This window comes from Stenotrophomonas sp. 71799_Sma (assembly GCF_056482505.1).
The window spans coordinates 1,219,826-1,235,344 of sequence record NZ_CM151202.1; the positions used below are offsets into that span (position 1 = coordinate 1,219,826).

The 15,519-nt window shown below is 63.6% G+C and carries 5 protein-coding genes; all 5 read left to right on the forward strand.

Annotated features, from left to right (window positions below; translation table 11 throughout):
- Positions 1–5: 5 nt before the first annotated feature.
- The 5 genes from ACZK4Z_RS05690 to ACZK4Z_RS05710 all read left to right on the forward strand — a co-directional run bounded on the left by ACZK4Z_RS05690 (position 6) and on the right by ACZK4Z_RS05710 (position 15,512).
- Complete coding sequence (locus ACZK4Z_RS05690; RefSeq protein ID WP_125893701.1) at positions 6–572, forward strand: hypothetical protein; 567 nt, start codon at positions 6–8, stop codon at positions 570–572.
- On the forward strand, positions 565–13,089 hold the full coding sequence (locus tag ACZK4Z_RS05695) for a cadherin domain-containing protein (RefSeq protein ID WP_478451220.1): 12,525 nt from the start codon (positions 565–567) through the stop codon (positions 13,087–13,089). Before ACZK4Z_RS05690 ends, ACZK4Z_RS05695 begins: the two co-directional genes overlap by 8 nt.
- Positions 13,086–13,646: a toxin-activating lysine-acyltransferase gene (locus ACZK4Z_RS05700; RefSeq protein ID WP_125893705.1), complete on the forward strand. Its 561-nt coding sequence runs from the start codon at positions 13,086–13,088 to the stop codon at positions 13,644–13,646. The genes ACZK4Z_RS05695 and ACZK4Z_RS05700 overlap by 4 nt, the downstream gene beginning before the upstream one ends.
- A 192-nt stretch (positions 13,647–13,838) precedes the next feature.
- On the forward strand, positions 13,839–14,414 hold the full coding sequence (locus ACZK4Z_RS05705) for a single-stranded DNA-binding protein (protein WP_010483495.1): 576 nt from the start codon (positions 13,839–13,841) through the stop codon (positions 14,412–14,414).
- A gap of 201 nt (positions 14,415–14,615) precedes the next feature.
- Positions 14,616–15,512, forward strand: coding sequence for a hydroxypyruvate isomerase family protein (locus ACZK4Z_RS05710; RefSeq protein WP_125893707.1), 897 nt, complete (start codon positions 14,616–14,618; stop codon positions 15,510–15,512).
- The last annotated feature ends 7 nt before the right edge of the window (positions 15,513–15,519 follow it).

Sequence of the window (15,519 nt, forward strand, 5' to 3'; positions counted from 1 at the left end):
GGAGAATGCCGTTCTGGCAAATCCTGGGCGCTTCAGTCCTTTGCCTCACTGCGGCATCCCCGGCAAACGCGCGGGAGCGTCACGTCTGGGCAGCATCCGAGCTGGAGAAGATGCTTATCGCATTGGTCCTGGAGCAACCGCGCCACGGTAGTTGGCGTGGCGTCGAACGCTCGGATGTCGAGCGAAGATTCGGTGTACATCTGTCATCTCTGGATGTCAACTCGAGAACGATTCAGTCGAGGCTGCTGACACGTGAAGGGTGGTCCGCCGCAATCAAGGTGGAGTACAGGCGGGAAGGTCGCGCGGTGAAATTCGACGCATTGGCGTCCCGCCGATTCAACGATCTTGAACGGCCATGCACGTTCAAGGCTGACGCAATGACGTCTTCAATGCTGGCTGCGGGATTCCATGGAGGAAGGAACGCCGCGCCGCTCAGCCCGGATACCCGAACCTACTCTCGGGGTTCCGTCTCTGTCCATATCACGACGTTCGACGCGGCCATCAATGCCGCGCTGCCTGAACAGTGTGTAGATACCCTGACCATAGCCCCGCCGGAGCATGACAATGTCTGAACTTAGCATCAGGTTGAACACCTTGCTGGACCAGTTCGCATCGCGAAATGCGGATACGCGTACCGCAGCGCAGAGGCTACGTCAGGCAATTTCCTCGTCACCAAGCTTGGTCAAGCGCTTCGAATCGGCTATTGCCGAGGGCAAGTTGAAAACGATTGAGTTGCTGCCTAGATCGGCGACCGAAAGAGCTCATATGTCGGACGAGGGAGTGCTCGCGATAGGCCGGGATGCCGTCGTGGGCAACGCGACCACTGAGTTCATGGACCAGCTCCGCGATACCTTGGGGCACGAGATCGCGCATGCGCACTATAAAGGCTACGACTTTGCCTTGAATGTGCTGAGTGAAGAAGTAGAGAAGCTGGCGTTTGAGAGAACAGAGACTCGCAATTACACCGCGGTCCTCCAGAATTTCCTTGCTGCCGCACGAAGGAATGAGGCTGTCGCAGCTATCGGAGGCTGGAACGCCAACATTTCCAAGATGATCGCAGACAGTGGAGGCCGTCCTCTAGACCGAGCCGCAGTTCTGGAGAGGATGGCCCAAGTTAATCCGCGATGCGTCATCGAGGTCAATGGCGTCTATCAGATGGCTGCCGGAATCGTGCTGAATGCCGATCTCACTGCAAATGTTTCAGATCAATCCGTTGAAGCATTCGCAAAGTGCTACTTTGATGGCAGCAAGGGAAGCCTGGGGCCTCAAGGAAAGTCTTCCTACACCGATTACTACTTGTCCTACGGCGTCAGCCTGATTGTGCGCATGGAGCGCTACAACAACCAGTACGGGGATCCCGACAGGGCACTGGTACAGATCAATCTTGCCGCTCTGGGAACGACAGAGGCAGCGCTGGAGGTCGCGGGTCTGACATTCCAAGGCAAAGGAGATATCTTCTTCTATACCGACCTTGGTGGTGGCCCGAACAACGGCTTCCAGCGCAGCGGAACCACGACGGGGCCGCGATTTGATCCGGACCAATGGAATGCCTTCTTCGATCGTACGCGCCTGCAGCAGATTGCCCAGGCGGGTGCGCTTGGTGGGGTGATTGGTGGCGCAATCTCTTCTGCCCTGAAGTTGAATGACCCGGCATGGCAGGTCATTTCCTCGGCAACGCTGTCGACCATCGGAGAGAACTTCGCCGAGGCGATCTCGGCCAGGGGCCTCGGGGTTCGGCTGTCCAGTGGGGACTTCAGCAGCATTCTTGCCGATCTTCCTGAGGAGTTTCAGGCCAATCTCAGGAGCGCAGGGGCTGGAGCTGTCTCTTCCTACCTGACCGCAGAGCTGTTCAGGACACTGGGTATCGAAGGGACGCTCGGTGAAATTGCACAGACCGCTGCTGGTGCAGCACTGAGTCAAGTTATCCAGAATGCGAACCTGATCGCCGATGGTGCCAAGATCAGCGTGTTCGAAGGTCTGGGTGCAACGCAGATATTCAACGCAGTCGGTGGCTACGTTGGCGCACGGCTGGGCGCTAGTTTGGTCAAGTTCGATACGGTCGGAGGGCAAATCGGTGCACAGGTTGGTTCGGCGATCGGCGCCTATGTCGGTGCGTCCGTTGCGACCACCTGGGCTGCAGCAGGTAGCAAGGTCGGAGGTGCCGCGTATGGCGCAATCGGAGCGGCAATCGGTGCGCTGGTGGGCTACATCCTGGGCGGGCTCGTTGGCTCGTTCTTCTCAAGTGGCAAGCCGCGTTCGTGGGCGTCGGTCAGCTGGGAAGAGGCATCGGACGGCTTCGTGGTCACCGGCATTCGTTCCCGATCGGGTGGCTCCAAGGCTGGGGCGAGGGTTCTTGCCAATGCCGTAGCGGACAACCTCAACGCGGTGCTGAAGATGTCGGGAAGCCGTGTGGCTTCGGGGGCCAGCATCGATGGCGGTACCTACGGTACCTACGGAAAGGACTATCGATACTGGTCTGCAACGCCCGTCGGGTTTGCGACGGCTGAGGAGCTTATCGGTCACGGCTCTGCGCTGGCTCTGGCGGGGATGGCGGACAAGATGGTTGGCGGAAACATCTATATCAAGCGGGCCATCGTCCAACATCTGGGCATGTTGCCTTCGCCTCGCGGTTTCAATGTGACGTCAATGATTGGCGACTTGGCCATGGCTGCTGATTATGGTCAGTATGTAATGGATCCTTTCCAGGTCAATTCGCTCATCGCCGGTGCGCCAGACAGCGGGTTGGCAGCTCAATGGGCGATCACGCTTGCGCGTGCGATCGAATTGGGCCTCAACAAGCGCGCATCGACCGATTGGACAGGGGGATTTGCAGCGTGGATGGACCAGCTTCCTGACGGTGAGCTGGACGGGCGTGGCTTGAACGCCGCGAACGTCAGTGCGCGATACAATGCCATTGATGGCAGAAAGTTCGTCCTGACTGGCGGAAGCGACGAAGAGCTCTTCTCGATCAGCGACACCATCGTCACCGCGGATAAGGATCGCATTCTCGGTGGCATCGGCAACGACAGCATCATCGTCAATGGTGCCACGCTGTCCAGCACCACCGACCTGCTGATCAATGGCAAGGCCGCCCCGGCCACCCATCGCATTGGCATCGCTGCGGTCATTGATGCCGGTGCTGGCGACGATCTGGTCCGCGGCGGAGACCTCGGCAACGATCTGCTCGGCGGCAGCGGCAACGACACCCTGGTGGGGGGCCTGCTCGATGACTGGCTGCTTGGCGGTGACGGCAACGACGTGCTGTTCGCCGGCAATGTCACCAATGTGAACTTCGCCATCGGTGATGCCAGCGCACAGGCGCTGGCGATCGCCGCGCGTGGTGGCAACGGCAACTACCTCGACGGCGGTGCCGGCGACGATCGCCTGTATGGCGGCACCGGTTCGGACTGGCTGGAAGGCGGCGCCGGCAACGATCTGCTGGTGGGTGGCGAGGGCGGCGACATCATCGCCGGTGGCGCCGGCGATGATCGGGGTGCCAATGGCGAAGCACGCCTGTTCGGTGGGGGCGGCGCGGACCAGTACCTGTTCCGGCTCGGTGACGGCCGCGACGTGATCTACGACGAAGAGGGCGCAGGCGCCATCCGTGGCAGCGGCGACAGCTTGAATGATCGCCTCGCCAAGATCGCCAATGGACAGCTGGCGCGCAACTGGGCCGGTGGCGGCGAGTACGAGGTCAACGGTTCGGTGAAGGGCGGTGAGGACGCGATCGTGTTCGGCACCGGCCTGTCGCTGCAGAACATCCAGATGCGCCGCTCCTCGGCCAGCGGTGCCGGCAACGACCTGATCATCGCCCTGGTCAGCTATGACGCCGCCGGCAACGCGACCCTCACCGGCGATGAGCTGACCATCAAGGACTGGTTCGAATCCTCGCATCGCGTGGAGTGGCTGCGGTTTGCCGATGGCGAGGACATCCGCATCGGCGACATGACCTCGTACATCATCGGCACCGGTGGCTCGGATGTGATCCTGGGCACCTACGGTGCGGACTTCCTCTATGGCGGCGCCGGCAATGACGAGATCCGGGGCCTGGCCGGCAATGACTTCGGCAATGGTGGCTCGGGCGACGATTTCGTTGCTGGCGATGGCGACCAGGACTGGGTGATGGGCGGCTCCGGCAACGACCAGGTGCTGGGCGGCGCGGGCAATGACACGGTGTTTGGCGATGATGGCAATGATCGTGTGTATGGCGGTACGGGTTCGGACCTGGTGGTCGGCGGCCGTGGCAACGACGAAGTGGTGGGCGGTGAAGGCGATGACGTCTTCCGCTACCAGCGCGGCGATGGCGACGACATCGTCATGGACGACTATGTCGACAACTGGGATCTGGTCTGGGAAAGGGGCGCCTATGTCAACGGCTATGTGCGCAATGCCGATGGCACTGTCAGCAAGGATGGCGTGGTCTACTTCGATGGCTCCACCTGGATCAGCCACAACGACTGGAATGATGAGGCGCAGGTGCTGCGCCGGCACAAGGGCGCGCTCAATGGCCTGATTGCGCGCAACGCGGGTGTTGATTCGCTGGAGTTTGGCGTTGGCATCGACATCCAGGATGTGATGTTGCAGCGCGATGGCAATGACCTGCGCCTGGTGATCGGCCGCGATGGTGAGAAGGAGCGCCTCTCGGCGTCCAGTGACCGCATCACGATCAAGGACTGGTACGCGCTGGGTGGATCGATCGAGAACATGGTGTTTGCCGCGACCGGCCGCCATGCGCTCACCGACATGACCCTGCTGGGGGGCGGCGATGGCAATGACACCATTGCCGGTACGGCCGGCAAGGACTGGTTGACCGGCAACGGTGGCGATGACGTCATCGACGGCGGCGCGGGCAATGACCTGCTGATGGGCAACGAAGGCGACGATACGCTGCGTGGCGGTGCGGGTGACGACATCCTGTACGGCGGCCAGGGCGATGATCTGCTGCACGGCGGTGCCGGCGCGGACACCCTGTTCGGCGGCGGTGGCGTGGACATCGCCTCTTACGCGGGAAGTGCGGCGGTGCGCGTTTACCTGGAAGGCACGTTCGCCAATACCGGCGACGCCAAGGGAGATGTCTACAGCAGCATCGAGGGTATTGAAGGCAGTGCCGGTGCCGATCGCCTCGGCGGCAGCATCGGCGCGGACGTGCTGCGCGGTGGTGGTGGCGCGGATGCGCTGTACGGCGGTGAGGGCGACGATGCCTATGAGTACAACGTCGGCGACGGTAGTGATGTCATCTATGAAGGCGCCTTCTATCTGGATGAGGTGATGTCCAGCTCAGGGACGTTTGGATCAGCCTACACGGCGTCCTGGGAGTATCTGGGCCTTGGCGAGACAACGGCGGGCAACAAGCATCAGTATCGGTTGACGGTCAAGGAGATCGCATCCGGCACCGTTGTCTACCAGAGCGTGGACAAGGTGGACTTCCTGTTTGACGCCCCAGTGGCGAACGCGCCAGCCTCCACCACGTGGCCATCGGCGCAGGGGCAGTTCCGTTCGTCGACCTGGCGAAACGGGCCAAATGGGCAACAGATCGTGCGCGAAGTGTTCCAGGCCACCGACGGGGGCCAGGATACGCTGGTACTGGGAGCAGGGCTCAGCCTCTCAAATCTTCGGTTGGCGCTGAGCGGGACGACGCTCCAGGTGGATGTCTTCGCCGCACAGAACGGTACGATCAAGCTCGCCAATCATACGAATGCCCAGCGTCGCGTCGAGTTCATGCAGTTGAAGGACGGACTGGTGCTGGATCTGCGCCAGTTCCGCCAGCTTTCCCAAGGCGGTAGCGCGAGTGACGATGTATTGTTCGGGTCCGATGGCGCGGACACGCTTACGGGTCTTGCAGGTCACGACGTGCTGGCGGGTGGAGATGGCAATGACACGCTGCGGGGCGGCGACGGCGACGACACGCTGGAGGGCGGCGCCGGTGCCGACATCCTCGACGGCGGCAGCGATCGCATCAGCCTCGGCCAGGCCGCGGTGGCGGGTGAAGCCTATGGCGATACCGTCCGATACGTGACCTCCACTGCGTCGCTGGTGCTGGACCTGGCTGCGGGTACTCTGTCGGGCGGGCACGCCGATGGCGATACCCTGGTTGCAGTCAACGGCGTCAGCACGCTGGAGAACGTAGTTGGCAGCGACGGCTTCGCCGATACGATCAGTGGTGATTCACGCGCGAATCGCTTGATCGGGCTGGGTGGCAACGACTGGCTGGATGGGCGGGGGGGCGACGACGTGCTCATCGGTGGTGATGGCAATGACACCCTGATGGGCGGCGACGGCAACGACGCGTTGTCCGGTGATGCCGGCGATGACCGGCTTGAAGGTGGCGGGGGCAACGATGTGCTGGCCGGCGGCGCCGGTGCCGACGAGCTTTACGGCGGGCTGGGCGACGACCAGATCAGCGGCGATGTGGGCAACGACAAGGCTTGGGGCGGCGAAGGCAATGACACCCTGGGGGGCCAGGACGGAGACGATCAGCTCTATGGCGAGGCCGGCAACGATACCCTGGTGGGCGGCGCAGGCGACGACCTGCTGGATGGCGGCACCGGCAACGACACCCTGGCCGGTGAGGCCGGCAACGACCTGCTGCGGGGCGGGGATGGCAATGACACCTACCTGTTCGATCGGGAGGGTGGCAACGACCGCATCGAAGACGCACTGGGCGTCAATCGCATCGTGCTGCAGAACGTGGCCAACCACGAGGTCTGGCTGCAGAAGGTGGGCAACGATCTGCTGGTCAGCGTGATTGGAGGCAGCACTCGGATCGCCATCGCGGGCTACTACACCGGCGCCAGCCGGATCACCGAGATCGCGACCGGTGCAGGCTCGCTGTTCCTCGCCCACGCCGAGCCGCTGCTTGCGGCAATGGCGGCAGAGTCGGCGTCCGTGCCGGCTGGGATGTCCTCCAGCTTGCAGGGCATGCTCGGCAGCTACTGGCAGAACTCGAGCAAGCCGGCACCGCTGGTCGAAACGCAGTACCTGGCCACCGACGAGGACGTGCCGCTCAGTGGCAGCGTCAATGCCGTCGACCATGACGGGAACATCACCGGGTACACGGTGATCACCGCCCCCGGCATGGGGACCGTCACGCTTAATGCGGCCACCGGCGCCTGGGTCTACACGCCGGCGGCGGACCGCCACGGCAATGACCATTTCGTGGTCCGGGTCACCGATGCCGACGGCAATACCGCCGACCAGATCGTCGATCTGGAGGTGCGCTCGGTCAACGACGCGCCCAGCGACATCCTCGCACCCGGTCCGCTGGCCGTGGACGAGAACGCCGCCAACAACCTGTCGCTGGGCCGCTTCGGCCATGTCGATCGCGACGGCGCGGAAGATACGGCCAGCTTCACCCTGATCAATGATGGCGGCGGCCGCTTCAAGCTCACCGCCGATGGCACGCTCAGCGTTCGTGATGGCACCAAGCTGGACTATGAGACCGCCACCGCGCACACCATCCGGGTGCGCGTGACCGACGGCGCCGGCGCGTGGTTCGAGAAGGACTTCAAGATCGACGTCCGCAACGTCAACGAGGCGCCGTTCACGCCGACCCGGCCACCGAACACTGCGGCCGTACTGGCCGGCGAGAAGACCGGGGCCGGTACGGTGGTGGGCACCTTCGTGATCGGGGACCCCGACAAGACCACGCCGACCCTGCAGCTGGTGACCAACCCGGGTGGCCTGCTGGAAGTGGTGGGCAACCAGGTGCGTGTGCGTGCGGGCGTTGCGATCGACTTCGAGACGCTGGCCGCCGCGCAGGGCGCGACCCTGGTCGATCTGGATGGCGATGGCATCAAGGAGGTGCTGCTGACCGCCAGCGTGAGGGCGTACGACGGCAGCCTGGCATCGGCCTCGACGCTCAGCTTCACCTATGCCATTGAAGATGAGAACGAAGCGCCGACGGCGGTGCTGTTCGCGGCCACCACCACCAGCTTCAGCGAAACCGATCGCGTTCCCACCGGAACCGCGCTGCCGGCGATCCTGCTCGGCACGCTGTCGGCCACCGATCCAGACACCACCGCCGGCAGTGATTTCGCCACGATGGTGTTCAGCGTGTCCGACAGCCGCTTCGAGATCAGCAACGGCAACCAGCTGCGCCTTAAGGCCGGTGCGATCGTTGACTATGAAGCGGGAGGCAACGTCACCGTGACGGTCACCGCGACCGATCGCGGCGGCGCCGGATTGAGCGTCAGCAAGCAGTTGGTCTTCACCGTGGTCAACCGGGATGACTACCTGTACGGCACTGCCGCTGGCGAAACGCTGGTCGGCCAGGCCAACCGGGACGTGATCCAGGGGCTCGGCGGCAACGACATCATCAACGGCGGCGGTGGCAACGACGACCTGTACGGCGGCGATGGCGATGACAATCTGCGCGGTGAGGCTGGCGACGACAAACTGTGGGGCGAGCTGGGTCGCGACACGCTGTACGGTGGCGCAGGCGTCGACGAACTGCGTGGTGGTGATGGCGATGACAACCTGTATGGCGAAGACGGTGATGACCGCCTGTACGGCGACGCCGGCAATGACATCCTCGATGGCGGTGCCGGCAATGACCTGCTGGAAGGGGGCATCGGAAATGACACGCTGCGCGGCGGCGTCGGCAACGACATCCTGCGCGGTGGCGATGGCGACGATATCCTCGATGGCGGCGTCGGTGCCGACACCCTGTCCGGAGGCGCCGGTGTCGATACGCTGACCTACGCCTCGGCGACTGCGGGCATCGTGCTGAACCTGGCTACCGGAACACATGGCGGGGCGGCCGCCGGCGATGTGCTGGAAGATGCGTTCGAGCGCCTGATCGGCAGTGGGTTCGACGACGTCATCACTGGTGGCGCGGGGGATGATTACATCGAGGGTGGCGCGGGCAACGACAAGCTCTACGGCGGCGCTGGCAATGACACGCTGTATGGCGGTGATGGTGACGACCTGCTCGATGCGCAGGCAGGCAATGACACCCTGTATGGCGGCGCCGGTAACGACATCCTGATTGGTGGCGATGATAGCGACGTCTACTTGATCGACCGCAACTCCGGTGCCGACGAAATCCGCAACTACGACTCCAGTGGCGACGATATCGACGTCATCGGCTATCGCGACATCAGTCGCAATGATCTGTGGTTCAGTCGAACCGGCGATGACCTGGTGATCTCGGTGATCGGCACCAGCGTGGTGACCACGATCAAGGGCTGGTACACGACCACCAATGCCAATGATCGCGCCAACTACAAGATTGATTTCTTCCTGGCCGGCGAGCACGCCAGCAGCACGATCAATGCGGAGGCACTGGTCGCGCTGATGGCCGGTCGCACCAGGCCGGCCACGGTCGCGGCCTATCAGGCACTGCATGCCGACGGCACGTTCGAGAACCAGTGGCGGCACTACTGGGATGGCAACGGCTTGCCGTCGATCAGCATCGTGCCGGATCAGTCGATCAACGAGGATGGCCAGGTCGCCCTGCAGTTCACCGTCGGTGATGACCTGACCCCGGCATCCGGGGTCACCGTACGTGCCGTGGCGGTGGATGCCACTGACCTCACGACGGTGGTGGCCTGGATGAATACTCCGACGATCACTGCGGGGGCCAACGGCGAGCGTACGGTGACGCTGGTGCCGAAGGGCAACGCCAGCGGACGCGTTGCGATCAAGCTGATCGCAACCGATGCCGGTGGGCTGGTGACCGAGCGCGTGTTCTTCATGAATGTGGCGCCGGTAGTGGACGCGCCGGTGATTACCCGTGCCGTGCAGGTCGGCAAGACACTTGATAGTGGCACGCTGACGCTGGATGTGCAGGCGGCGCTGTCCGATGCCGATGGTTCGGAGACCCTGGAGATCCGCATCTCGAACCTGCCGACCGGGCTGACCCTGAACAAGGGCACGAACCTGGGCAACGGCGTGTGGTCGCTGACGCCGGCGCAGCTGGCCGGTCTGGCGCTGGTCGGTCCGGCCACGTGGTCGGCCGACCTGACCGGCACTGCGGCGCTGACGGTGACTGCCATCGCCAAGGAGACCGCGACGGGCAAGACCAGCAGCAAGACGCAGACGCTGTCGGTCACCATCAATGCGCGTCCGACCGACATCACTGTCGACCGCGCGTTGAGTACGGTCGAGTCAACCGCGGATGCACCGGTGGCCAATGGCACGGTGCTCGGCAATTTCGCCCGCGTCGATGCGGACAACGATGGCTTCACCTTCAGCCTGACCAACAACGCGGGCGGCCGCTTTGCGATTTCCGCAGCCGGTGTGCTGACCGTGGCCAATGCCAGCCTGCTCGACTACGAGGCCAACACCTCGCACCAGATCGTGGTGCGGGTGACCGATTCGGGCGGGTTGACCCGCGACAAGACCTTCACCGTCGCGGTGACCAACGTCGATGAAGCCCCGGCCACGCCGACCGTCTCCAGCCAGCCGGTGGCGATTGCTGCGGAGAATGCAGCATTGGGTGGTGTGGTGATTGCCAACTTGGCTTCCAGCGGTGGCAATGGCACCTACAGCTATGTGCTGGAGGGCGACGCGCGCGGCTGGTTCACCCTGGTCGGCAACCAGCTGAAGTTCCGTGATGGCCTGGTACTGGATTTCGAGGCGCTGAAGGCCGCCGGCATGACCCTGAGCGATGCTGACAGCGATGGCCGCCAGGAAGTGGTGTACTCGGTGTCGGTGAAGGCGGTATCCGGTGGATTGACCTCGGCAGGTGCGCGCACCATTACCGTACGCCTGGAGGACGTCAATGACGCGCCTCATGGCATCACTGCCGACCGCTCGCTCAGCATTGCCGAGAACTCGGGCAACGGCACCGAGGTCGGCAGGTTCAGCGGCCAGGACCAGGACGTTACCGACGGTCTGACCTTCACCCTGGTCAACAACGCTGGCGGCCGCTTTGCCATCACCGCGGCTGGTGTACTGAGCGTTGCCAATGGCGGGCTGCTGGACTACGAGGCCGCCACTTCGCATGCAATCACGGTGAGGGTGACCGACACCCACGGCGCGACCCGCGACCAGGTGTTCCAAGTGGGCGTGTCCAACGTCAACGAAGCACCACGAACGCCGGACGTCGTACAGCACGTGGCGCTCACCTCCGAGAACACCGGCGTGTCCGGGCAGGTGGTAGCCACGCTGTCCTCGTCTGATCCGGACGGGACCGTACCCTCGTATCAGATCATCAACGACCCCTTTGCCTGGTTCGTCATTTCCGGAAACCAGCTCAAGTACAACGTCAGCAGTTTCGATTTCGAAGCGGTTGCACCGTACCTGCAGCTGATCGACGGCGACGGCGACGGCCAGCTGGAGGCTTACTACAACGTCACGGTCCGTGCCACGGATGGTGCGCTGGTGTCGGGCAATCGCGAGATCACGGTACGCATCGAAGACGTCAACGAGGCACCGACGACCTGGGGCCAGAGTCTGACGCTGGCCGAATCGGCGCCGGGCGCGGGCCAGACCGTGTTCCAGTTCACCAACTGGTCCGACCCCGACAGCCAGTGGTACAACCGCGACCACCGGTTTGCCATCACAGGTGGTGCCAGCAACCTGTTCGGCATCAACGCCACCACGGGTCAGATCGCGCTGCACGGGCAGCTGGACTATGAAACCGCGCAGAGCCACCAGATACAGGTGACGGTCACCGATCGTGGTGGCTTGTCCAGCAGCACCTGGGTGACGATCAATGTGCAGAACGTCAATGAGCGGCCGACGGTCGTGACTTGGCAGGATGGGAATTTCTATCAGGTGCTCTCAGCGAGTGACCAGGAGGACTTCTACGCCATCATGCATGTCACCAGTGCAGTGGAGTTCACTGGCATCTCCAGCCAGTATTGGGATACCTACTCGGGTGAAACCGAAATGCTCGATGGAGGTATTACAACGCGCGGTATCTCGGGCGATGGTTTCCTTACTTCTTACGGAAGCAACATCTTCGATTCGCGCATCGTGGGCCGTGGCGGCCGTCGAACGGAGATATCTGGAAACTGGGGCGATCCGCGAGGCAGCGGCGCGGGCTACTACCAGGAAACCTACTACGACACCTGGTATGAAATCGTCGTTCAGGCGGTGGATTCTGCAGGGCAGTGGAGTGATCCTTTGAAGTTTGTCGTCAACCAATGGGGCGGGCGCCTCGGTCCGGTCGTACTTGACTTGGATGGCGACGGCGTGGAGACCGTGGGCTGGGCGCAGAGCGCCACGCGCTTTGACATGGACGGTGATGGCGTGCGTGATCTGACCGGTTGGGTCGGGCCGCACGACGGTCTACTGGTGCTCGACCGCAACCGCAACGGCACGATTGATTCCGGCGCCGAAATCTCGTTCACGATGGATCTGGAGGGGGCCCATTCCGACCTCGAAGGTCTGGCTGCCTATGACAGCAATGGTGATCGGCGTCTGGATGCCAATGACGCCCGCTTCGGAGAGTTCCAGGTCTGGCGTGACGCCAACCGCGATGGCATCAGCCAGGCGGGTGAGCTGTTGACGTTGCAGCAGGCCGGCGTGGCGTCGATCAACCTCGATGCGCGCCGTACCGGGCAGATGCCGGGTACATCGGCGGACAACACCACCTATGCCAACGGTCAGTACACCCGTACCGATGGCACCCAGGCGGCGCTGTCGGACATGTTCTTCGCTTTCGGCGAGCGCGATGAGGAGGGCAACGGTGACGGCCTGAATCTGAATGCTGGCGCCGGCAAGGGCGGACGCGACCTGGGCAGCGGTGATGCCGCCTCCGGCCGGGTCAACCGTCGAGGCGGCGATCCACGCTTCGCGCCTGCAGCTGACCTGCCGCAGGCCCCGGTGGCGCAAGCAGTGACGGAACCGGGGGATCGTTTCGGTGGCGTTGAGCCCACAGCCGCCGAGCGGATGCAGCAATCGGCTCGTTCGGAACATCGTGCTCCCATCGACGAAAGCATTCCCTCCGGCCAGGCATCACAGCGCTCAGCCTTGCATGACAATCTGGCGCTGGCACAGAAGAAGCGGTTCCAGATGATCGAAGCGATGTCCACGTTCGACGTCCAGCCCTATGCCCAGGGCATCAGCACAGCGGCGCGCGATCCGGCCACCATGGAACTGTTGACCGCCATTCCCGACTACAGGATTTCCCGTTCATGATCACGTCCACGACCGCCACCGCCACCACCACCACCACCCCCGACGGGGCGCCGCGCACCGTTGCCGAGGCCCTCGGCCAGATCGTCTGGCTGCTTTCACAGTCGCCGCTGCACCGTGAGATGCAGTTGAAGGACCTCGAATGGTCATTCATGCCGCCGCTGCTGAAGGAGCAGTTCCGGGTGTTCCGTTTCGGCACCCTGCCGCCGTTGCCGGGCATGCAGGAGGCCGGTGCGGCCTTCGCCGGGGTGACCCAGCAGGCGCTGGAACAGTTGCCGCTTGGAGTTGCAATCTGGGCCAATTTGTCAGAGGAGGCCGAGCGCAAGCTGGAAGCCGGCGAGCGGCTGGAACTGGACGACTGGAACAGCGGCGATCGCCTGTGGCTGATCGAGTTCATCACTCCCTTCGCCCAGCCCGGCAACGGCCTGGCCGAGGCCATGCTGGGAGATCTGCTGACCGGGCCGTTCGCGGGGCGCAGTCTGTCCATGCACCGGACCGATCCGGCCACCGGCCGGCGTGACAAGGTGACCCTGGGCGGCGTGCCGTCGCAGGCGGCCTGATCCGGGAGAGGTGAACGTCCGCCCCGGTCGCCACGCTGGCGGTCGGGGGAGTAGAGGCAAGCCCGGTGGGCCGGGGCTCGATGATAGAATGCCGGGTTTCTGGCAGTGCCCACCCATGGGCGGCCGGGTATCGGCAACTCCGGCTGTGTGCTATGACAGGCACCAGCCCCCGGACAATGGAATCACTTACCTATGGCGCGCGGCATCAACAAAGTCATCCTGGTCGGCAACCTCGGCAACGACCCGGACGTGAAGTACACCCAGAGCGGCATGGCGATCACCCGCATCAGCCTGGCCACCACCAGCGTCCGCAAGGACAAGGATGGCAACCAGCAGGAACGTACCGAATGGCACCGCGTGGTGTTCTTCGGCAAGCTCGGCGAGATCGCCGGCGAGTACCTGCGCAAGGGCAGCTCGGTCTACGTCGAAGGCAGCCTGCGCTACGACAAGTACACCGGCCAGGACGGCGTGGAGAAGTACTCCACCGACATCGTTGCCGATGAAATGCAGATGCTGGGCGGCCGTGGTGAAGGCGGCGGTGGCGGCGGTGGCGGCAACTACGGCGGCGATCGCCCGCAGCGCCAGCAGGCGCCGCGCCAGGAGTACGGCGGCGGTGGCGGTGGCCAGCGCGGCGGCCAGGGCGGTGGCTATGGCAACCAGGGCGGCAACCAGGGTGGCGGTTACGGCAACCAGGGTGGCAACCAGCGCCCGCAGCCGCAGCAGGCGCCGCCGATGGACGACTTCGCTGACGACGATATTCCGTTCTGATCGAACGCTCGTTCGCAGCAGAAAAGAAAGCCCCGCTCATGCGGGGCTTTTCTTTATCCGGAATCCCTTCGGAGTTGTGCCCCGCAGCATCAGTTTTCGTGCACCGCGACTTGCAAACAGACAATTTCCTCCCCTATGGTGCAATCGATTGCATTGCTGTGAATCGTTGCGTTTGATACCGGTTGGGAGGCCGGCAGGTGGATGTCCATCCATTCGATCAGACCGGCCCCGGCGACGGGCCTCACGCGGCGCGATGCGTTGCGCATGGCGGTTGCTGGAGGCGTAGCTCTGGGTACTGCGGGTACGCTGCCCGCATTCGCCGCCATGGCGCCGCTCAAGGGCAACCTGAAGCATTCTGTCGCCCGCTGGACCTTCCCGCAGCTGTCCGTCGCCCAGCTTTGCGCGACGGTGAAGGACATCGGCTTTGCCGCGATCGACCTGGTCGGCCCGGAAGACTGGTCCACGCTGAAGGCGAATGGCGTGTACAGCTCGATGTGCAACGGCGCGGAGCTGGGCCTGACCAAGGGCTTTGCCGGCCGCCAGTTCCATGACCAGCTGGTGGAGCGCTACACGCGGCACATTGATCTGGTGGCCGATGCCGGCTATCGCAACCTGATCTGCTTCTCCGGCAACCGCAACGGCATGGACCCCGCCGAAGGCATGGCCAATGCCGAGGCCGGCCTCAAGCGCATACTCGGGCACGCCGAGAAGCGCGGGGTGGTGCTGGTGATGGAGCTGCTGAATTCCAGGGTCGATCATCGCGACTACCTGTGCGACCACTCGGCATGGGGCGTGGAGCTTTGCCAGCGACTCGGCTCGGACAACTTCGGCCTGCTCTACGATATCTACCACATGCAGATCATGGAGGGCGACATCATCGCCACCATCGGCAAGCATCACGCCTGCTTCAAGCATTACCACACCGCAGGCGTGCCCGGCCGGAACGAGATCGGAGACCAGCAGGAGCTCCACTATCCGGCCATCTGCCGCGCGATCCGCGACACCGGTTTCAAGGGGTATCTGGCGCAGGAGTTCACGCCTGCAGCGCCCGATCCCGTTGGCTCATTGCGCGAGGCGATCCGCCTCTGCGACGTCTGAAACGATA

Excerpts from the sequence above, each read along its gene's own strand:
- ACZK4Z_RS05700 (WP_125893705.1), top strand. The coding sequence starts at position 13,086 with ATGATCACGTCCACGACCGCCACCGCCACCACCACCACCACCCCCGAC.
- ACZK4Z_RS05695 (WP_478451220.1), top strand. The coding sequence starts at position 565 with ATGTCTGAACTTAGCATCAGGTTGAACACCTTGCTGGACCAGTTCGCA.
- ACZK4Z_RS05705 (WP_010483495.1), top strand. The coding sequence starts at position 13,839 with ATGGCGCGCGGCATCAACAAAGTCATCCTGGTCGGCAACCTCGGCAAC.
- ACZK4Z_RS05690 (WP_125893701.1), top strand. The coding sequence starts at position 6 with ATGCCGTTCTGGCAAATCCTGGGCGCTTCAGTCCTTTGCCTCACTGCG.
- ACZK4Z_RS05710 (WP_125893707.1), top strand. The coding sequence starts at position 14,616 with ATGTCCATCCATTCGATCAGACCGGCCCCGGCGACGGGCCTCACGCGG.